The 20,333-nt window shown below is 43.4% G+C and carries 23 protein-coding genes; 11 read left to right on the forward strand and 12 right to left on the reverse strand.

Translation table 11 applies throughout. The annotated features are described in order from the left end of the window. Positions 1 to 48: 48 nt before the first annotated feature. The 4 genes from NL643_RS04245 (at position 49) to NL643_RS04260 (ending at position 3,449) form a co-directional block, all read left to right on the forward strand. Positions 49 to 768 carry an energy-coupling factor ABC transporter ATP-binding protein gene (locus NL643_RS04245; protein WP_005396189.1) on the forward strand — a complete coding sequence of 240 codons (720 nt, stop codon included), beginning with the start codon at positions 49 to 51 and terminating at the stop codon, positions 766 to 768. After that, the gene (mobA, locus tag NL643_RS04250) at positions 746 to 1,333 is read left to right on the forward strand and encodes a molybdenum cofactor guanylyltransferase MobA (protein ID WP_253643952.1); all 588 of its coding nucleotides are present in this window, start codon (positions 746 to 748) and stop codon (positions 1,331 to 1,333) included. The genes NL643_RS04245 and mobA overlap by 23 nt, the downstream gene beginning before the upstream one ends. After that, a complete protein-coding gene (locus NL643_RS04255; RefSeq protein ID WP_253643953.1) occupies positions 1,330 to 3,108 on the forward strand; it encodes a bifunctional molybdopterin-guanine dinucleotide biosynthesis adaptor protein MobB/molybdopterin molybdotransferase MoeA in 1,779 nt (592 codons plus the stop codon). The genes mobA and NL643_RS04255 overlap by 4 nt, the downstream gene beginning before the upstream one ends. Before the next feature lie 74 nt (positions 3,109 to 3,182). Next, the gene (locus NL643_RS04260) at positions 3,183 to 3,449 is read left to right on the forward strand and encodes a DUF2960 domain-containing protein (RefSeq protein WP_005377584.1); all 267 of its coding nucleotides are present in this window, start codon (positions 3,183 to 3,185) and stop codon (positions 3,447 to 3,449) included. A gap of 205 nt (positions 3,450 to 3,654) precedes the next feature. Here NL643_RS04260 and nagK read toward each other — a convergent pair whose 3' ends face one another. Next, positions 3,655 to 4,563, reverse strand: coding sequence for an N-acetylglucosamine kinase (nagK, locus tag NL643_RS04265; RefSeq protein ID WP_006742573.1), 909 nt, complete (start codon positions 4,561 to 4,563; stop codon positions 3,655 to 3,657). Between the two features lie 173 nt (positions 4,564 to 4,736). Then, positions 4,737 to 5,486, reverse strand: coding sequence for a tRNA-uridine aminocarboxypropyltransferase (locus NL643_RS04270; RefSeq protein ID WP_054867106.1), 750 nt, complete (start codon positions 5,484 to 5,486; stop codon positions 4,737 to 4,739). A gap of 149 nt (positions 5,487 to 5,635) precedes the next feature. Here NL643_RS04270 and NL643_RS04275 point away from each other — a divergent pair, with 149 nt between their 5' ends. Beyond that, entirely contained in the window at positions 5,636 to 6,457 is an 822-nt protein-coding gene (locus NL643_RS04275; protein WP_012841839.1) for a sterol desaturase family protein, read from the forward strand. Between the two features lie 90 nt (positions 6,458 to 6,547). Here NL643_RS04275 and NL643_RS04280 read toward each other — a convergent pair whose 3' ends face one another. The 5 genes from NL643_RS04280 to NL643_RS04300 all read right to left on the reverse strand — a co-directional run bounded on the left by NL643_RS04280 (position 6,548) and on the right by NL643_RS04300 (position 10,455). Beyond that, positions 6,548 to 6,778 carry a hypothetical protein gene (locus NL643_RS04280; RefSeq protein WP_005396201.1) on the reverse strand — a complete coding sequence of 77 codons (231 nt, stop codon included), beginning with the start codon at positions 6,776 to 6,778 and terminating at the stop codon, positions 6,548 to 6,550. A gap of 47 nt (positions 6,779 to 6,825) precedes the next feature. Then, positions 6,826 to 7,206 carry a hypothetical protein gene (locus NL643_RS04285; RefSeq protein ID WP_065646732.1) on the reverse strand — a complete coding sequence of 127 codons (381 nt, stop codon included), beginning with the start codon at positions 7,204 to 7,206 and terminating at the stop codon, positions 6,826 to 6,828. Positions 7,207 to 7,407: 201 nt separating this feature from the next. Further along, on the reverse strand, positions 7,408 to 7,821 hold the full coding sequence (locus NL643_RS04290; RefSeq protein ID WP_253643954.1) for an NUDIX domain-containing protein: 414 nt from the start codon (positions 7,819 to 7,821) through the stop codon (positions 7,408 to 7,410). Next, positions 7,811 to 8,230 (reverse strand): NUDIX domain-containing protein, encoded by a 420-nt coding sequence (locus tag NL643_RS04295; protein WP_069524617.1) that lies wholly within the window; start codon positions 8,228 to 8,230, stop codon positions 7,811 to 7,813. Before NL643_RS04295 ends, NL643_RS04290 begins: the two co-directional genes overlap by 11 nt. 206 nt (positions 8,231 to 8,436) lie before the next feature. Beyond that, positions 8,437 to 10,455: a methyl-accepting chemotaxis protein gene (locus NL643_RS04300; protein ID WP_253643955.1), complete on the reverse strand. Its 2,019-nt coding sequence runs from the start codon at positions 10,453 to 10,455 to the stop codon at positions 8,437 to 8,439. Positions 10,456 to 10,589: 134 nt separating this feature from the next. Here NL643_RS04300 and NL643_RS04305 point away from each other — a divergent pair, with 134 nt between their 5' ends. Next, the gene (locus NL643_RS04305) at positions 10,590 to 11,084 is read left to right on the forward strand and encodes an NlpC/P60 family protein (protein ID WP_005396208.1); all 495 of its coding nucleotides are present in this window, start codon (positions 10,590 to 10,592) and stop codon (positions 11,082 to 11,084) included. Between the two features lie 44 nt (positions 11,085 to 11,128). Here NL643_RS04305 and NL643_RS04310 read toward each other — a convergent pair whose 3' ends face one another. From NL643_RS04310 to NL643_RS04320, 3 genes are all read right to left on the reverse strand, one after another. Continuing rightward, positions 11,129 to 11,473 (reverse strand): DUF3802 family protein, encoded by a 345-nt coding sequence (locus NL643_RS04310; RefSeq protein ID WP_005396212.1) that lies wholly within the window; start codon positions 11,471 to 11,473, stop codon positions 11,129 to 11,131. Positions 11,474 to 11,663: 190 nt separating this feature from the next. Next, positions 11,664 to 12,626 (reverse strand): GGDEF domain-containing protein, encoded by a 963-nt coding sequence (locus NL643_RS04315; RefSeq protein ID WP_253643956.1) that lies wholly within the window; start codon positions 12,624 to 12,626, stop codon positions 11,664 to 11,666. Next, entirely contained in the window at positions 12,626 to 13,600 is a 975-nt protein-coding gene (locus tag NL643_RS04320; protein ID WP_237308854.1) for a response regulator, read from the reverse strand. The genes NL643_RS04315 and NL643_RS04320 overlap by 1 nt, the downstream gene beginning before the upstream one ends. 224 nt (positions 13,601 to 13,824) lie before the next feature. Between NL643_RS04320 and NL643_RS04325 the strand changes: the two genes are divergently transcribed. Both NL643_RS04325 and NL643_RS04330 read left to right on the forward strand, forming a co-directional pair. Continuing rightward, positions 13,825 to 14,691, forward strand: coding sequence for a fructosamine kinase family protein (locus NL643_RS04325; protein WP_005396217.1), 867 nt, complete (start codon positions 13,825 to 13,827; stop codon positions 14,689 to 14,691). A 253-nt stretch (positions 14,692 to 14,944) separates the two neighbouring features. Next, positions 14,945 to 15,139, forward strand: a complete 195-nt coding sequence (locus NL643_RS04330) for a CPXCG motif-containing cysteine-rich protein (RefSeq protein ID WP_005396219.1) — start codon at positions 14,945 to 14,947, stop codon at positions 15,137 to 15,139. A 75-nt stretch (positions 15,140 to 15,214) separates the two neighbouring features. Here the strand turns inward: NL643_RS04330 and NL643_RS04335 are convergent, their stop codons facing one another. Beyond that, complete coding sequence (locus tag NL643_RS04335; protein WP_054867079.1) at positions 15,215 to 15,826, reverse strand: riboflavin synthase; 612 nt, start codon at positions 15,824 to 15,826, stop codon at positions 15,215 to 15,217. Between the two features lie 394 nt (positions 15,827 to 16,220). Here NL643_RS04335 and NL643_RS04340 point away from each other — a divergent pair, with 394 nt between their 5' ends. Both NL643_RS04340 and NL643_RS04345 read left to right on the forward strand, forming a co-directional pair. Continuing rightward, positions 16,221 to 17,591 carry an MATE family efflux transporter gene (locus NL643_RS04340; protein WP_253643957.1) on the forward strand — a complete coding sequence of 457 codons (1,371 nt, stop codon included), beginning with the start codon at positions 16,221 to 16,223 and terminating at the stop codon, positions 17,589 to 17,591. A gap of 133 nt (positions 17,592 to 17,724) precedes the next feature. Beyond that, positions 17,725 to 18,723 carry a DUF3080 domain-containing protein gene (locus tag NL643_RS04345; protein WP_253643958.1) on the forward strand — a complete coding sequence of 333 codons (999 nt, stop codon included), beginning with the start codon at positions 17,725 to 17,727 and terminating at the stop codon, positions 18,721 to 18,723. A 15-nt stretch (positions 18,724 to 18,738) separates the two neighbouring features. On the opposite strand, the gene NL643_RS04350 is transcribed toward NL643_RS04345, so the two are convergent. Continuing rightward, positions 18,739 to 19,584, reverse strand: coding sequence for a DNA ligase (locus NL643_RS04350; protein WP_006742936.1), 846 nt, complete (start codon positions 19,582 to 19,584; stop codon positions 18,739 to 18,741). Positions 19,585 to 20,007: 423 nt separating this feature from the next. Between NL643_RS04350 and NL643_RS04355 the strand changes: the two genes are divergently transcribed. Further along, on the forward strand, positions 20,008 to 20,328 hold the full coding sequence (locus NL643_RS04355) for an STAS domain-containing protein (protein WP_005394270.1): 321 nt from the start codon (positions 20,008 to 20,010) through the stop codon (positions 20,326 to 20,328). The last annotated feature ends 5 nt before the right edge of the window (positions 20,329 to 20,333 follow it).

Consider the following 20,333-nt stretch of genomic DNA (forward strand, 5'->3'; position numbering starts at 1 on the left):
CATGAAGCAAACAAACGACTCACCATTAACCCCATGTAGAGGCGCATTATGACTATAAAAATCACCGCCGAGCAGTTATCCATGCGCTTTAAAGAGCGTGTGCTTTTCCACATCCCTGAGTTAGCCATCGGCCCAAATGATGCCATTTATCTCAAGGGTGACAATGGTGTGGGCAAAACTACCCTACTCAAAATCCTTGCCGGCTTGCTCAAACCCTCTACTGGCGACGTTGTTGCGCCAAAAGATACGTGGCTGAAAAGACTGACGCGTCGCAATGGTCGTGTCGATGTGATTTATCTCCATCAATCTCCTTACCTTTTTGACGGCACTGTTTATGAGAACGTAGTCTATGGCGTGAAATATCAACAAGACACACCAAAAGATAAGCGAGCTCAAGTTATTCACGCGCTGCGCATGGTAGGTTTGGAAACCTTAGCGGACGAACATATCTCCGTGTTGTCCGGCGGTGAAAAACAGCGTGTTGCCATGGCAAGAGCTTGGATCTTAAAACCGTCGATTTTATTGATGGATGAGCCAAGTGCGTCTTTAGACCAAGAGTCCATTGAACGATTGGTGGTGATGGCGAAAGATCTTTTGGATCGTGGTTCCAGTATTGTGGTGACAAGCCATCAAACCAACGCACTGACCGACTTATGTAAAAAACAGTGGTGGATTAAAGACAAGACTTTGATAGAGTCTCCTCTGTTGTATGTCATACCAAAAGAAACATCCCAAGAGAATGCATATGCTTCAACCAACACAAACTAGTTGGGTCATTTTGGCTGGTGGCCAAGCCAGCCGTATGGGTGGAAAAGATAAAGGTCTGATTGAATTAAATCAGAAGCCACTCATCGAACACGTTATTGAACGTTTATCTCCACAAACACCACGCATTTTAATTAATGCCAACCGAAACCAAGATGCGTACAGCAAATTTGGTTTCGTATTTAGTGATCAATTCAAAGATTTCCCTGGACCTATGGGCGGTATTCACGCAGGTTTGATGCATGCAGATACTGACTGGGTTGGATTTGTACCTTGCGATAGCCCACAAATTAACACCGACCTTGTCGAGCGTTTCTGCCAGGCAGTCAAAGAAGACAGCGATATTTTGGTCGCTCATGATGGTGACCATCAGCAACCTGTTTTCACGCTCTACCACAAGCGCGTACTGCCAAAACTCACCGCATTTTTAGAACGTGGCGACCGCAAAATCATTCTGCTCTACAAAGAGTGCAACACCAGTTACGTTGACTTTAGCGACTCACCAAACTGTTTCGTCAACTTGAACACTCCGGAAGAACTGGCGCAATTTGGACAATTAGAATCATGAAACACACGCTAAATATTCCTATTCTTGGTTTTGCAGCTTATTCAGGCACAGGCAAAACCACGCTACTTGAAGCCCTATTGCCAAAACTGACTGAAGCAGGTTTACGCATTGGCATGCTAAAACATGCTCACCACAACTTCGATGTCGATAAGCCGGGTAAAGACAGCTACCGTTTACGCAAAGCTGGCGCGTCTCAAATGCTGATTGCTTCTCGCAACCGTTTTGCGTTAATGACAGAAACGCCAGAAGCCGAAGCAGAGTTTGAATACCTATTAACACGTTTTGATGAAGACAAGCTCGATGTAGTTTTGGTCGAAGGCTGTAAAAACATCGCGTTTCCTAAAATTGAATTGCACCGTGAAGAAGTGGGTAAACCTTGGCTTTATCCTCACGATGAAAACATCATTGCTATCGCTTCCGACAGTGCGGAGTTAGATTCTGAACTGCCACAAATGAACATCAATGATTTGGATGCCATCGCTCAATTTGTTCTTCAATACGTTCAAGATGCAAAAGCACCAAAATCTAAAGAGAAAGACGCCGCATGTTGCGACACACTTTCTCCGGCTTTCCTTTCTGTGGTTCAAGGCCAAGAAAAAATCCTTTCTTTGGTGAACACGGTTTCGGAAATAGAAGCATGCAAGATTGAAAACGCCTATGGCCGCGTTCTCGCGGAACATATCATTTCACCAGTAAACGTGCCGCAGTACACCAACTCCGCGATGGACGGCTATGCCATCCGCAGTGATGATATTGAGCGCGATAGCTACCAAGTGGTTGCTGAAGTGATGGCGGGCCATGCTTACGATCAACCTCTGGAAGTCGGCCAAGCGGTGAAGATTATGACCGGCGCACCAACACCACTAAACGGCGACACAGTGGTCATGCGTGAGCAAGCCTCTCAAGAAGGTGACAAGGTCACCTTTAACGGTGCGAATATCAAAGCAGGCCAAAACGTTCGTCAAGCAGGTGAAGATCTCGCTATCGGCAGTGACGTCTTTACCGCAGGCACTCGCCTAGCCTCTCCAGAAATGGGCATGATCGCTTCGCTTGGTTTTGGTGAAGCGAATGTGTTCCACAAATTGAAAGTTGCCGTGTTCTCCACCGGTGACGAAGTACAAGCGCCGGGAACAGAGCAAAAAGCGAATTCTATCTACGATTCCAACCGTTTTACCATCATGGGCATGCTTGAAAAGCTCGGCTGCGAGATCTTGGATTTCGGTATTCTGGAAGACAACGAACAGTTAATGATTGAAGCGTTGGAAAACGCATCGGCGCAAGCGGACGTGGTTATGACTTCTGGTGGCGTATCCGTTGGTGATGCGGATTACATCAAACTTGCCTTGGATAAACTTGGTCAAATCGATTTTTGGCGAATCAACATGCGTCCGGGACGTCCACTAGCGTTTGGTCAAATCAACAACAAGCCGTTCTTTGGTCTGCCGGGCAACCCTGTTGCCGTGATGGTCTCTTTCATTAACTTTGTCGAGCCTGCACTGCGTAAGATGCAAGGCGAACAAGGCTGGAAGCCTCTGAAAGTGAATGCCATCGCGACTGAGAATCTTCGCTCTCGACAAGGTCGTACCGAGTTTAGTCGAGGAATCTATGAACTGGATAACACTGGCCGTTTAACCGTTCGTACAACAGGCAAGCAAGGCTCTGGTATTTTGCGCTCAATGAGTGAGGCAAACTGTTTGATCGAAATCTCCCCAGCTATTGATACAGTAAAAGCGGGAGAAAGCGTGACAATTATCCCACTTCAAGGCAGAATCTAGCCCAAACTAGAAATTCAAAGGTCAGCGAGTCTGGCCTTTTTGTTTAATACAGAAACCTTTTCAGAGAGACAGCTATGGCTCGCACCATTCTTTACACTTACAAAGACCAAGACAAAGAACTGACGTTCTCATACCAGCAACACCGCAACATTCAAGAAGCGGTTGCAGAAGCGGAAGGTATCGATATCACTGAGTTCCTAAAGATGGAGCAACAAATCGAAGCAGTGTCTGACACTAAAGCGGTGCGCAACTACCGCGATAACTACTTCAGAAAATTAGGCTTTAGCAAAATTACCCTAGCTCAAAAAGAAAACCTAGGCGTAGGCAAAAAGAACAAATAAGCTTAGCTGTAAACAGAAAACTCGCGATTCGTCGCGAGTTTTTTTTATGCATGCTATTTTTGTTCGTGCTCTATACCCAAGCATATAGAAGTTACTTGGGTATATGAGTTACTTCGATATATAAGTAAAAAGCCCCGTTTTTACCTTGATGGTCTAAACGGGGCGTAGATTTCTTCTTACTTTATATCGAGTAACGTTTCAGTCACTACTTGATGTTTAGGAACGCAGCACCGCGTACACCGCCTGAATCACCGTGTTTTGCTTTGATGATCTTAGGACACTTAGCCACAGACAATAAGTGTTTAGGGATGCGTTTTGGCATCTCTTCATAAATCAATTCGAAGTTTGAAAGACCACCACCCAGCACAACAACATGTGGGTCAGTCGCTGTAAAGATGTTTGCAAAACAGATAGCCAGCAACTCCATAAAACGCTCAACGTGTTCAACAGCTTTCGCCTCACCTTCTGCGTGCGCTTTAATGATGTCGATCGCTTTCTTCTCTTCACCGTAGTAATGGGCGTAGAGCAGCTCGAAGCCTCGACCAGAAAGGTAACTGTCTAAACAACCTTTCTTGTCACAACCACAGCCCAACAGAGGTGCGTTTTCGCCTAAGTGGAACCAAGCATCGATAGGTAAACGAGTATGGCCCACCTCACCTGCTACGTGGTTACGGCCAGAGAAAACTTTACCATCGTAGATAAAACCGCCACCAAAGCCAGTACCTAGGATCAAACCAAGTACAGAAGGCTCATCTTGAAGCTCTTCGTCCCATGCTTCTGATAGCGCAAAACAGTTCGCATCGTTTTCAATCTTTACGCTGCGACCGATTTTCGCTTCAAGGTCCGCGCGCAGTGGTTTGCCTTTCGCCGCAGGAACGTTAACCGTTAATACCGTTGCATCGTCTGCGTCTTCCATGCCTGGTAGGCCAAGACCAATTGTGCCTTCGCAACCAAACTCTGCATCGTATTTGTTAACCAATTCCGCAATGGTATCAACCAGCAGCTCGTAGTTGTCTGTTGGTGTAGGTACACGTTCCGTCGCTACACGCTCAAGCTTCTCGTTAAATGCACCAAATTCAATTTTAGTGCCACCGACATCAAAGCCGTAATACATGTATTTCTCTCCTAAAAAATGCTTAAACGACTCCAAAAATGGCTGGAGTCAAAAGTATAAACTAGTGGCATTATCCATATCTGTACGCCTGCAAACCGTGACCGAATGCAGATTTATCCCCTCACCGCAGCCAGTTGAACAACATGCCATCAACAAAAGTTCATTCCTTAGAGTCAGCTCTCGGTTTTCACCCACTCTTTGAAGCGTTTTAAATGCGGTCGGTTGGGATCGTTTTTGACTCGGGTCTTGGTCAACATGTAGGTTTCTCTAAAGGCTTCAAACCACAACTGCAGGCATTCCGATGCTTTATTCTCACCGGCTTGTTTCAAAACTAACGTCGCGACTTCGGCGGTTGAAAGATGCTGCTCATTCTCAGAACGGCGCATGATGTACTCAGACAGAGATTCTGGCTCAATAGAAAGCACAGGCAAAGATTTAAGAAAGTCAGAACGACGGAATATCTTTCGTGCCTCACGCCAGCTACCATCAATAAAGATCAGCAACCATTTTTTGTTCTGAGCCTCTTCGTTTATTAATCGCGCAGGCTCCAGATCTTCAATTAAACGAGATGGGTCATCCACATAGTCTGCAGGAAATACAATCACTGGTTGGTAGTTGTCATCCTGTAGTAGCTCCAGCATCTCCTCAGACGGTTCTGTTCGATTCCATTGATAAACGTAAGTCTCTTGAATCGTATCAGCAATTAGACGACCGGTATTACTTGGCTTAAATACTTCGTTTTCAGAAACAATCAACATACATGCAATATTAGCCTTGATGTTTGGCTGAAGATCGCACAAACAGTGTTGCTCAGAAACCTGGCAATATTGGCAACGAACCACTTTACATCCACGCGCGTTGAAAGGCTTGGTTGAGATAGATTGTCGGTACTGATATAAACGGTGGAAAGCGTGAATTCTCATGGTAAGTAATGCCAAGTAAAAAGTAGAGCGCGATTCTACTGACATTATGGTTTCGCCTCAAGATAAGCCCTTCAAAGCACCTTACTGTTTGTTGAAATAATTTCACTCTTATCTCGGTCATAGATAAAGTAATAAATAAGGAAATGACAGTGACAGAAACGACGTTTCAAGATCCCTCGTGGATAAGATTAGGCTTTTTTCTCGGCGTATTATTACTTTGTGCCCTTTGGGAAAACAAACTGCCGAGAAAAACACTTACCGCTTCACGCGGGTTTCGCTGGGTCAATAACTTATCACTGGTTGCTGTGAATAGCTTGATTGTTGCGTTAGTCATGCCTATCGCCGCCTTTCAAGCTGCAATTATCGCTCAGGAGCAACAATGGGGACTATTTAATTTGCTCTCCCTGCCCGCTTGGTTAAACGTGCTTCTAGCGGTTATTCTGCTTGATTTCGTCATTTACGTTCAGCATGTGGTCTTTCACTATGTAAAGCCACTGTGGAAGCTTCATCGAATGCACCATGCCGATCTCGACATTGATGTCACTACTGGCGCACGTTTTCATCCCATCGAAATCATCATCTCGATGGGTGTCAAAATTGCCACCGTATTTATCTTAGGCGTTTCTCCTATCGCTATCGTGGTATTCGAAATAGTGCTCAATGCCAGTGCGATGTTTAATCACAGTAATGCAAAACTGGCTTTATCAGCGGATCAGAAACTGCGAAACGTCATAGTAACGCCAGACATGCATCGCGTTCATCATTCCGTGATAGCAAAAGAAACCAACTCGAATTTCGGTTTCTTCCTTTCTGTTTGGGATCGACTTTTTGGGACATATCGAGCTCAGCCTGAGCTTGGCCATGATGATGTCGTAATTGGTATACCGGAAATTAGGAATGAAGCAGAACAACGATTAGACAAGCTGTTAACGCAACCTTTTCGCTATAACCGAAGAAGACGCAACAGTTGAAGAAAAGTTTTTGTGGATGAAGTGCGTAAACAAAGCGAATAGACTAAACCTAAACACCAACCAGTTAAACACCACTTCATCCTTACGATGCTAGCTAATGGATTCACTCTCCGTTAGTTGACGTTTTTTGTTTAACTGAGTAATACCAACAAATAAACCAACCACACCAAGCACCGTGCACACCAAAGCATTAGTATTCATTGCTTGTTGTGCTTCTATTGAGCTGTATAGAAAAGCCAGACTGAAGAAAGTGGTACCAAAGCTTAAACCTGTCAGTACGCTGAAACCAGCGAAACTGGCCAAGTCTTTAAAATCGTTCATAACGAATCCCTGTTTACTATCCTTAATTGAGTGATGAAAAGTGAAAGTTAACGAAATATCTGGCGTGATTGTCGATGTTTACGCGCGTTCCATAACCAGATAGATACGCCGAATGAAAAACCTAAAAAGAGTGTTTTCATTTGAAGTGCGGCATTGTTGTCCAATATTTCTAATGCATAGTGAGCGTGCGAGCTAAAAATAACATTGGTCGTCAGAATCAATAGCATAAGTACTAATCCGGAACGACGGTGCTTCACCAACAGATACACCGCTAGTAAGTCTAACAGCCCCAACGAGCTCCAATAAATATTCAACCAGCGTGGCGCAAAATCATAAGGCAAAAAACCGTTAGCAATGTTGTCATAAAGATGAACCACACCGCCAACTGTCATAAAAAGGCATAAGAGAAACACGACGAATTTATCCATTATCGTTTCCTTATCTGAATGAATGCGCAAAGCATATAGAAGTCAGTTAAACATTTGTAATCTCATAGCCATTTTTGAGATCGACAGTGCCTTTAAACAGTACGTGAGGCGTGCGAAAGAAATTTATTCGCTCCTGATAGAAGCATAGTGTTAGCTTTGGCATTTCGCTCAAATACACCAATGTTAGAACAGAAGTCTCATTCAAACCGCTCCTTGGTCTATCAGTTTTCGAACTTTTTCCAGTGCGTTCTGAAAAACGGTATGCGCTTGTGAGGAAATATCGCTCCCTATATCGTGCCAAAAGAACGCAAAATCATGTCCGCCATCGTCTTGTGTATGAAACGTCCATGAATCCGCTAGGTCAGCACACTCGCACACAACAAAATGCCATACTTGATTTTGAAAGCCACTGTCCCATGAGCATAAATACCGAGCGGAGATAACGTGCGTAATTCCAGATTCTTCAGCGAGCTCCCGCTTCGCGGCTGTGATGTAACTTTCATCAAACACTTCAACAGTACCCTTAACGAACTGAATACCCGCCAACGGATGTTTAAAAAGCAGGAGCTCTTGGTTTTGCTTACGCAGAACGACGGGACAAACTTTATCGATCACAAAACCACTCCTCGTTGTTTAAGCAGAAAGCTTTGGCTTGTTCTGGATATAAAGGAATCGCATGAAGTTGCTCTACACGCACCCACTTTAAATGGTACTGATTAACATCTGATTTTCTGATTTGCTCTGGCCCAGCCCCCAGTTTCACTTTTGAGTTCCCGACATAAGAGAGAAAATAGGTTTCTAAGCGCCCTTGATTTTCGAGTTCAAAAGCCTTCTCAACCCAATTGAGTTTCAATGAGGTTTCTTCCAGCGCTTCTCTTTTCGCGGCTTCAACAGGCTGCTCTCCTACCTCAACACTGCCACCGGGGAAAACCCAATAGTGTCTATCGTTTTGAAAACGCTGAATAAGCAAAAGTTCTTGCTGATGATTAACCAGTATAAGGCTAGCTCTTTGTAATAATTGCATGATTCATTCCTTTGAATTCGGACAACATTCTAGTCATCTTGTTTCACCGAGATACCATTAACACCACGTAGTGATAACTCAGCCCTTAAGAAATGAGCAAGATGCGATATAACTCACTTTTGCGATTTGAATAGCAATCAGAGGGTGCGTAGAAGCAACAAAAAGCAGGACCGAAGTTCTGCTTTTAGAAGATGAAAATATGTCACTTATGCGGACTGATGTAGCTCGTATTTATGCAACATCGCTTGTTGACGCCCTGCAATTTCCGCCACTTGTTCAGAGCTTTCAACCATAGACTCAAGCTGCAGCTTAGTACGTTCGCCAAGGTTAGAAATATGGGTAATGGATTGAGATACATCTGCCGTCGCACGTTCTTGCTCTTCCGTGGCAACAGAGATTTGCTCAACACGTTCTTGAATGTGTTTGACCGCAAGGTTGATATCCGAGAATGTTGATTTCACTTCATTGCTGGACTGCAGCGCGTGGGCCATTTCTTCTCTTGAATCACTTACCGCTTGGCGAGAACGCTCTGCTGCGGTAATAAGCTCACTCATCATTGCTCGGATGTTCGTTGTTTGTTGAGAAGTATCACTTGCTAGTTTGCGGACTTCATCTGCGACGACCGCAAACCCACGCCCTTGTTCACCAGCTCGAGCGGCTTCTATTGCCGCGTTGAGAGCAAGCAAGTTTGTGTTGTCAGCAATACCACTGATCATGTCGACCATTTCACGAATCTGCTTAACACGCTGGTCTAGCTCTAACATAGATTGCTCATTCATATCCAAAGAGCGTTCAAGTGATTCCAAACGTTCACGGTTTTGTTCCACAACTTGAACGCCTTTTGCAGTGTGCTGGGTAGCAAGCATCGAGTCCTGTGACGAGGCATTTGTCACTGTTGCTATTTCACGAATGGAGGCTTCAAGTTGCGTAATGGTCGTGATCATGCTCGCCAACGCTTCATTTTGTGTCGTCAACCCATCGCTCGTTTGTTCAGCTGCACTGTGGCTTACTTCGGCCGTCTGATAAAGCATTTCACAATTGCGCGTCACCGTTTGAATGGAATCGTGTGTGGAATCGATCACTTGATTCAACTTTCGTGCTACTTCTTTCAGCTCATAAGGGCCGACCTCATCTGCATTGTCACGAAAGTCATGCTCGGTAAGTGCTGAAAGACGCGTTAGTACATTTCTTAACCCTCGGTTTGTCCATGACTTCAGACTGAACCAAGTGATCAGAATAATGAAAGAAATCACACACGCTGCAAAAACGATCATAACACTCACTGACTGAATAGTGTCATTGACCACACTCTCTTTATCCGCAATCAACTCACCAGCAGCTTGTGATATTTGATCAAGCAACCGCATGGTTTCATCCGCAAGAATCGAAGCCTGTTTAAACTCTGAACGTTGCAGTTCCCCTTGTTCTAGTTTGGCGAGGATCAAACGCAGCACGCCCTTTTCACTAAAGCCTTGCTTCACCATCTCGTACGGTGCCGTTAGGCTTGCGTATTCGCTTACTTCTGGATGTAAAGACTGGAAATCTTCATAGGCGAGATTAATACCTGCAATACGGTTACGCATTTCTCGGTATTCTTTTTCGGCTTTGCTCAGCTCAGAATGCATCATCATTACTAAGAACTTGCTTTCCATTGAGCTCGCTGAGGCAATAAATCGGTTGGCGGCATCACTCGATTCAGGACTTTCGGCACTAAGAAACGAGCTAATTCGATTCATTTCCGGGCCGATAGAGCTGAGTCCATAGCGGAACCCACCAACTCCTGCATCAATATCCATTTGAATTTTTATCACTGAAGATTGCTTCAGTAAAATGGACTGCGTGATGTTATGTAAACGCGCTAAATTTGTATCTAACTCCTCAGAGAGTTGCTCAGCAACACCAGAAGCTTCTCCAACCAAACTTTTACTTTGAGTCGCAAGTGAATCGATTTGCTCTTTTATTAGAGGCAACTCTTTTGGCTCAGTAATTTGCATACCATGGTTGAGTAGCTTAACCATCTCCAATACATTCCTGGTTAACTTTGCGTTCGCCATCGCGATTGGTAACGCTTTTTGCGACAAGTCTTCAAATTGCTCTCCTACCTGTTCCATTCCTTTGAAACTTGAGACAGAAAGGGCTATAACAAGAGCTATGATAGTTAAAAATGTTGCACTAACAGCCTGAATCAGTGAAAGTGATGTGCGTGAGCGTTTTCGCTTTGCCATAATCAATTTTTATTCTTTCTTAAGGTTGAATCGGTTTTGCAGTGATTCCGTCACATTTGTGAGACAAAACCGTGATTTGCAGCCCATACTATGGATTGGTTATGACACTAATATTTCAGTTGTGAGTCGTAGAGATGACAGGTGGTGATTTGCGTCGAGTATATTTTCCTTTGATAATCAGTGTGCTACTAAGCGCCTGCTCTTCTGGGCCTGAACCTAGCGAGCAAGTGCAAGTGACAACACCTACAAATCAGTTATTGGACAATAACCCTGACTTGTTCCAGTTTTATACAGAATGGCATGGCACACCTTATCGCTTAGGCGGCACACAAAAATCTGGTATTGATTGCTCGGCATTTGTGCAAAAAGCCTTTGTCGAGGCTTATCAGCTATCGTTACCCAGGACAACGAGACAACAATCGAAACAAGGTGTGGAATTAAATTGGACGGACGCCAAACAAGGAGATTTGGTGTTTTTTAAGACAAGACGGACGACCTATCATGTAGGGATTTACTTGGGTAACAAGCAGTTCATGCATGCGTCAACGTCTAAAGGTGTGATCATTTCAAGAATCGACAACCCATACTGGGCATCTAAGTTTTGGCAAGTAAGAAGAGTTACAATGTAACTCTTCTTACTTTTAGAATTGGAGATGACTGGTATCAAACAATATCAATCGTAAGTAGCAACGGCAGTATCGAATAGGTTTTTAACCAAAGCGATGTATTCATCAAGGAACGTGATCTGTTCATTAGTCGCTTTTTTATGCCATACACCAGCCAATATCTCACCAAGATCTTCAACAACCGCATCCGCTTCTTTTAGTAATTTGAAGCGTACGCTTGAGTGAAGCTCTGGGTTTTGCTCAAAGATCGCCATGATGTTTGAAGCCACCATATCGGTGACGACATCTTCGATGCTTTCGGATCCAGTGTCGCCAATTTCAGTCGTGAAAATATCTAGATTTAGCGACAAGTGCTCGATAAGAGCGAGATATCCATCGGTTTCTAAAACCACTGTTTTTCTCCGTTTATTGCAAGCCTTCGAAGCTGAAAGCGGAATAGTTTCAATAGTAAGACATGCCGAGAAAATTTCATTAACTTATTTCATATTAACAAACATTCACGAACCAACTGGATGTTTTTCAAACAATTGCGCTTTGCCTCACTGCGTTCGGATACAGGGTTTCTTCAAACCTTTTTGTATTTCAGTCATTTTCATGCAAACAAGTTTGGTTACGACCGTTTTCTTTTGCACGATACAACGCAGCATCGGCACTCTTTAACCATTGAGTGTGAGTTTCAAAATAAGGTTTATACTCGCAAACACCAATACTTATCGTGTAATTAATCAAAAAATCTTCCACTTTCACGATCTCTTGCTCAACTCTTTTACGTAAACGCTCCGCGAAATAGCAAGCTTGTTCTTGATTCGTATGAGGAAGCAATACCGTAAACTCTTCTCCGCCAAAACGACCGCACACATCACTGCTTCTTGCTGTCTTTCTTAATAACGAAGAAGTACGACGAATGACTTCATCTCCCGTCGGGTGACCATAGGTATCATTCACTTTTTTAAAGTGGTCGATATCAAATATTACTAATGAGCATGGTCCGTCGATAACTTTTAGGTGAGCAAACTCTTCTTTCAGCGATTGCTCCCAATAAGCACGATTAAATAAACCTGTTAAACCATCTTTGCGACTGATTTCAGACAAATGTTGATTTGTTTCTTTCAAATGAATGCGATTTCTTGCCGTTTCAGAGACATCATTCACTTGAATAGCAATGTGGCTGACCTCTCCTGAGAGCCCGATTAACGGGGTGATTACGATGTCTTGATACATGAAATCACTGCTGTTTGAAACCGGAGAAAAATTGTTGAATTTAAAAAGGTACGGTCGGTTTTCCCAGCTAGAGAAGGAACGAGTTTCCAGATCGGCGGCGGTTTTTATCTTGGTTTCTAGCCAAGTTTTTGGCAATTCTTCAAAATGATCAAATAAACATTGGCCAAGGATTTCTTGTGACAGAACGCCACTGTATGACTGCATAAAACTGTTCCACACACAGACCTTATACTCTTGATCCAACACGATAAGCCCTGAATCCATCGTATCGAGAATTTGTGTGACCCAATGAAAGTCTGCTATGTCCAGCGTAATATCGGACATTAGATTAGCTCCATGATTTCATAAATAATTTCTACGGATGGTTTATCAATTAAAAACAGTACCTCACACTCAAAATCAAGCGCTTCTGCCATGTAGGTGTATTCGATAGTAAACAGCTCACCTAATTCACCCTGCTCTTCACAGTAAGGCGTTAACGTATCCACAATGCCTGGCTGACGAAGTGAGAATTGCTTGTCGAGCTGATCCCCTAACGATGTGAGAAATGACGAAACCAGTAAGTTCGAGATATTCAAAATGATTTCATTATGAGGTGTAAACTCAAGCAGATAGCCTAACTTCTCGCCAATTTGATTGATGTCTCTACCACGTAAACACACCAGAGCTTCACCATGAATACCGCCACCAACAAACCTCTGCGCAACCGCGACGGAGCCATCACGCCCAACAACGTCGACAAGCGTCATATGAAGTTCGCCATAGGATAACGGGCCAACATGTGGAACAGGAAGTTGGATGAACTCGTGTAAGTGGTCTGCCATAATCGCAGCCCCTTTACCAAGGGCAATGTTTGCAATCTCGCGGAATTTGGCTAATGAGGAGAACTCCTCGCAAATCTGGCTTTTAGGATCCATCGAATGGCTAGGCTTGAACGCATAGTGCAGCCCCAATTGTTCATAGAGCGGTATCACCTGCTCTTCTGTCAGAGGCTTAGCGATAAAAGCTTGAGCACCTAGCTCTATGCAGCGCTGTTTTGCCTCTTGTTGAACATCTCCAGAAATAATGACGATTTTAGTCTGGTAATGACTAACAGGTAATGACTCGAGGACTTCAAAACCGTCCATGATCGGCATCGTTAAATCGAGAAACAAAATATCGATATTTTGCTCCGCAAGAATATTTAGCGCCTCATACCCATCTTGAGCTTCGATCAGGTGCAATGATGTATCTTGTACGATGGAGCGCGCAATGAGCTTTCTTGCAACCGCTGAGTCATCACATATCAGTATTTTCATGTCACCAATGGAACTAACGTCAAAAAAATAATAATACCTGTTGTATACGTTCATCTCCATATGCTATGCCGACAAATCAGAGGCTTATAAGCGATTTGATTCACATTTATACAAATTGACTACACTGAGAGGAAGGTTTCTTTACGAAGTATGCTCAACGTAGCGCCAACACCTTGCTTTTTATCCTAAACTGTTGGTGGTCAAATAGATTCGCGAGGTTTTGTATGTGGCAAGCAATATCGCAACAGCTTTCTGATACTTTATTATTCGAGTACCAGATCACGGAAAAAGTAAGACTGTCTGGTGGGGATATCAGTGAAAGCTACATGATCAATGACGGCGAACAGCGCTATTTCGTGAAAATTAACGATCGCGAGTTTTTGTCTAAGTTTGAAGTTGAGGCAGAAAGTCTGCATCTTTTGCGCGAGACATCTACCCTATTTGTTCCAGAGGTTGTGTTGGTTGGTAAAACCAAAAACGCCTCATTCCTAATTCTTAACTACCTTCCAACAAAGCCATTAGAAGATGGCCCAAACAGCTTTAAATTAGGACAGCAATTAGCTCACCTTCATCAATGGGGCGAGCAAAAGGAATTTGGTTTTGATACGGATAACTATCTCGGATCCACTCTACAACCCAATAAGTGGCACAAGAAGTGGTGTGTCTTCTTTGCTGAACAACGCATAGGATGGCAATTACAGCTCCTTAAAGAAAAAGGCGTCACTTTAGTTGATATCGACGACTTTATAGATGTCGTAAAACAACTGCTAGCAAACCATGCTCCAGAGCCTTCCTTGCTGCATGGCGATTTATGGAATGGGAATGCGGCTCTCACGGCATGTGGCCCTATCTGTTACGACCCCGCCTGCTACTGGGGTGACAGGGAGTGTGATATTGCGATGACTGAGCTTTTTGGTGGATTTCAGCCGGAATTTTATCAAGGTTATGAATCTGTTATGCCACTTTCTGCTGGTTATCAAGAGCGTAAAGATATCTATAACCTTTACCATGTTCTCAACCATTGCAATTTATTTGGCGGCCATTACTTGGAGCAGGCTCAACAAGTTATTAATAAAATTATTTCTTATTAATTTGGAAGCCACTGCATATTTCAAGATGTAAAACCTCGAGGCACATCACTACAGAAAATGACCCTAAGCTCAAGGTTGAGTTTGGGGTCAAGTTTTATACTTATTTCGACTCAATTAGCAACAACTCCACCTAATATCAAAGGAGACTTAACTTTGGATTGTGCCTATTTTCCTTGTAGGCAAAGTAAGTGAAGGGCTGTACTTCCTTAAAGAATAGAGTGTTTAAAAGCCCTGCGATATTAGGAGTTGTTGTATGAAAAATTATACCGAAAGGCATGTCAAATGCCCCCATTGTGGACATTCAATCGGCATTACACTAGATGCAAGTAATGGTGACCAAGAGTTTTATGATGATTGTCCAGCTTGTTGCCATGCCATTCACTTAAATATGCGAGTAGATGAGCTGCAAGATAAAGTCGAACTGTTTATCGATGACAATTACGAATAACAACTCGAGCATGTAAGCGTTGGAAACACAAAGTCACTTGAATTAAAAAGGAGCGCTTGGCTCCTTTTTATCATTCTAAAGCTGTTTTGCTGCGAGAACTCGCTCAACAGTATCAACTATGGCCTGAGTCTGAGGGTCAAACTCAATATTAACGCGGTCCCCTACTTGTCTTACTCCAAAGAGTGTTCGTTGCAAGGTTTCTGGAATTAGATGTACTGAAAAACGACACGCTTCAACCTCACCAATCGTCAAAGAACAACCATCCAAGCCGATATAGCCTTTCGCTAACACATATTTCATTGATTCTTGCGGCAGTTGGAACCAAATAGTGCGGTTATTAGGCGTATCGATGATCTCGACAATGTCAGCCATCAAACTAATATGGCCAGACATGCTATGTCCGCCAATTTCATCACCAAACTTGGCAGCTCGCTCAATGTTTACGCTGTCACCTTCAACTAGCTCGCCTAAGTTGGTGAGAGCCAATGTCGCTTGCATTAAATCAAAGCTGATAAGGTTGCCATTTATATTGGTCACGGTCAGGCAGCAGCCATTGTGAGCGACAGATGCCCCTATTTCTAATCCTTTACAAAGCTCATCGCTTAACTCGACAACATGCGTTTGAAAGCGTTCTTTTTTATCAATTTTAACGACCTTAGCCGTACCCTGAACTATTCCTGTAAACATTCTTTTTACCTATTGATTTCATACAAGCTGCAATCGATGACAGAGCCTGAAGCACAGCACTGTGTATCGAGATAAAACCTGTAGATTATAGAGCAACGACCTATTGAAAAATGGAGCCTTGTTCTCATAAATGCTTCTTACATTAACATGATTTATTACAGCTCTCAGTATTAGCGTATCCTGAGCTTAGCGAGCATTAAGTTAGTGTTATCCACTATTCGCAACCTAACTATGGAATATAAACATACAATTGTTTATCATTTGCGCGGAGTTTCTCCGAGGCATTTTTTCACCTTATCGTGACTAAAATCAACCATCAGATCAGTTCACCACATCTTTTGTCCTCGAGCGCTCTCATTCTTTCAACTTATTGTTCCGCTCTGGAGTATTTTTCGTGCATCGCTATAAAGAAGAAGCATCAAGTCTCATCAAATTGGCGACCCCGGTATTGATCGCATCTGTTGCTCAAACTGGTATGGGGTTTGTTGATACCGTTATGGCCGGAGGCGTTAGTGCCACCGACATGGCTGCGGTTTCTGTCGCTTCAAGTATTTGGCTTCCATCCATTTTATTTGGTGTGGGTTTGTTAATGGCGTTAGTCCCTGTTGTCGCACAGTTAAATGGCTCTGGTCGTCGAGTAAAAATCCCGTTTGAAATTCAACAAGGCGTCGTTTTGGCATTGTTGATCAGTGTGCCGATTATTGCAGTGCTGCTTCAAACCCAATTTATTCTCGGATTTATGGATGTTGAAACGCTGATGGCAGAAAAAACAGTGGGGTACATTCATGCTGTTATCTTAGCAGTCCCTGCCTTCTTGCTTTTTCAAACGCTTAGAAGCTTTACGGATGGTATGTCATTGACGAAACCAGCAATGGTCATTGGCTTTATCGGTTTACTGCTCAACATTCCCCTAAACTGGATTTTCGTGTATGGCAAGTTTGGAGCACCTGAATTAGGCGGTATTGGCTGTGGTGTCGCAACCACGATTGTTTACTGGGTCATGTTTGCCCTACTATTGCTTTATGTAATGACATCAGATCGACTTAAAGGCATCAACTTATTTGGTGAATGGCATCGACCACAATGGAAAGCGCAAGTTCGTCTGTTCAGGCTCGGCTTTCCTGTTGCAGCAGCGCTGTTTTTTGAAGTGACACTATTTGCTGTCGTTGCACTATTGGTCTCACCACTAGGACCAATCATCGTTGCTGCGCATCAGGTTGCGATTAACTTCTCGTCGCTAGTATTTATGCTTCCAATGAGTATCGGTGCGGCAGTGAGTATTCGTGTCGGACACCGACTTGGCGAAGAAAACGTTGATGGCGCTCGCGTTGCTTCACGAGTGGGCATCATAGTTGGTCTAGGTCTATCTGTTCTTACAGCGATATTAACCGTATTGTCTCGTGAATGGATTGCCGAACTTTACACTAGCAACCCAGAAGTCATCACTCTAGCGATGCAACTGCTCGTATTTGCTGCTGTTTATCAATGTACGGACGCAGTTCAGGTAATCGCGGCAGGTGCACTACGTGGCTATAAAGATATGCGAGCCATCTTCAACCGTACTTTTATCGCCTACTGGATTCTTGGTTTACCAATGGGTTACGTCCTTGGCCGCACAGACTGGATCGTCGAGCCAATGGGAGCGCAAGGTTTCTGGCTAGGCTTTATCATCGGCCTTTCTTCTGCCGCACTTATGTTAGGGGTAAGAATGCGCTGGATGCACCGCCAAGAACCAGAGGTGCAATTGAACTTTTCAGTTCAGTGATAATAAGAAAAAGCCAGCACACGCTGGCTTTTTTGATCGAATAATAACGCTGTTGAGTATACTTATAGCAAGCTTGTGAGTCAGTTCAGCCTGCTCTTTTGGTGACGAATACGAAGTTATAAAAAGGATATTTGTGCGGTCTATTTTATTGTTTTTAGTCTTGTTTCTTAACGGTTGCGATAGCTGGTTCAACCCAGAAAGAGCAATGTTTGACAAGTATCACCAACGTGTCGCCAATGTGTTGGACGCTCCTACTCTTCCAATCGAATCGCAACCTACGGTGACCATACCTGCAAAACGCGACTTATTCGAGCCACTTCCCAGGCTATCGATTGGTTTACTAGAAAGCTACCAATTACGCCAGTGTGGATTATTCAATCTACTTGCCGAGAAAAACTCGCAACTTGGTAAGGTGCAGGATGCATTTCATGATTTTGATTACCAAACTTCACTGTTACGAGTCATGAATCGATGTCTATCCGAATTTCAGCTCAGCGATGAAGAACGTACCACATTAACAGAGCTTTATTCGACTAAGTGGCAACATTTAGGTACTCATCTTGACAACTTGCTACTCGCGAGTGATGCAATGCAAAAGCAGCTAACGGCGTCGGATTGGCTATCTCAAGAAACACCAAATGATGTTGCACGTATTAACGACGTCTATCGCCTTTTCAGTGAAATGTACGGCTTGCCTCATCGCGCCATTTCACGTCTGCCCGATATTGAGATTGTGCAGTATCAAGAAGAGCTAGAGAAATCTCGTTTAATCGGACGGCTTTACTATTCGATGATAAACGCTTCTCACTGGCTAAAAGCTACGACTCAGTTACTTGAACAACATCAGAATAATGTATTGTGCGGGCCAAACCGAGACACCACCCAGTTCCGCTACCTAAGAAATGTCTTCCAATCTATTTACGTTGAAGAAGTGCAACCTTACTTAGCCTATTTAGACAGTACCTATCAGCAACTTCATGATGGCGCCACCTTGATAGAAAAGCGTATGCAACTTCATGGTCATCAATATGGTATAAAAGAGGCACACAAAACCTTTAGACAAGAAACCCTAAACCACGTTCAGTTTTGGCAGGGTCTCTTCAAGCGGTGCGGTGTAACCGTTGGTAACTAGTAAGTGCAGAGCGTTCTATTCCTTCAGCCTCTCACGCAAGAATCGGGCAAAACGTGGCTTACCGTTATGAGTAAAACCGTTGTACCTGAACGTGATGGTTGAACCTATTTTCGGAGGCTGACGACGCACTTCATCGGTAAACCCACTACCAATGTAAAACTCTGTACCATCTGGTAAGCGAACTAACATCGCCCCCATCATACCCAATAAACGCCCCGTGCCTGGCTTATAGCCCACGACTAGCGCTTCATCATCCGCGTATCGTTTCAGTTTAAGTAAATCACTACCACGTCCAGCTTGATAACGGCTTGATACCTTACGTAGCATCACCCCTTCACCATCGGATATTGAAATCTTATCCAATTGCGCAAACAGGTGAGCTTCATTTTGGATCGCTCGGTGTTCGACATATTTGATATGAGCTTGGTCTACTTCGAGCACTAAGTCTTTGATGTTGTAATAACGCTTCCGGTAATCACCAGCAGAATACGGCATATCAAAGATCATAAAATCAATGTTTCGCCAAGCTGACTCCACAGGCGTTTTATCCAAAACCGTTTGTTGTACGAGATGAAAGTTGCCTCGTCCCGCCCATAGCTCACCATCTAACGGATAGTCAGGTAGTGAATCTATAAACCAATCTGGAGCGTAGATTCGGTTACCATTTCTCGTCACGAGATGTTGTCCTGTCCAATAGGCGCGAATACCGTCGAGTTTTTCGCTATACCAATATTCAGATACATCGATACCATCTTGATAGCTTTGAGCAAGAGAAACTGGAGGCGTGAGAGAAGTATCAGCTTGAAGCTGTGAAGACGCTGTCATAACAGCCAGCGCGATTAATGTCATTTTTAATGGCATAAGAAGACCTTGTACAAAAAAGCGCCTTTATTGAACCGTAACTCCTCTCGATGACCTATTTGTTACTAGTCATTCTTCGACTCAGAACAATCAACTTAAGTAATGATTTGCAAGGACAATCATAAACTTTAGACAGATTTTGCATTTAATATTTACACATTGTTCACAATAAGATGGGTGAGTCTCAAATCAAGTCGCAATCTAATCTCGATGAGACTCTTGCTTTAGCACTCGATACTAATTCGATCTCTCTCCTGAACAAGCCGTTTGTCTATGCGTTTTTGATTCTCAAATTGAGAACCTATTCCTTCTCAATTTGAATGACATCAACAAAAAATCATAACCATTTGATTTTATTTGCATTTAAATCTGGCACGTTACCTGCTCTATATCCAAGTAGAGAAAACAAACGGAGATAGAGTCATGGAATTACGCAAACTAGAAATTAATCAAGACAAATTAGCCATTGAGTTTTTTGGTGACTTAGACGCAAGTGGCTGTCGACAAGCACAACATCACATTGATGAAGTAATTCACGACAATCATCACAAAGAAGTCGAAATTAACCTACAGCACGTCCAATTTCTTGATTCTTCAGGGATTGGTGCCATTGTTTACTTATATAAGCGTCTAGTTGAACGTGAAAGAAGCATGAGTATTGAAAACGTATCAGGCCAACCTTTAGAAATCATGAGCTTGCTTCGTATTAACCATGCTATTCCCGTTAACTCAAAAGGACACTAAAAATA

It is taken from the genome of Vibrio sp. Y42_MX_L11 (assembly GCF_024181785.1).
GTDB lineage: Bacteria > Pseudomonadota > Gammaproteobacteria > Enterobacterales > Vibrionaceae > Vibrio > Vibrio diabolicus.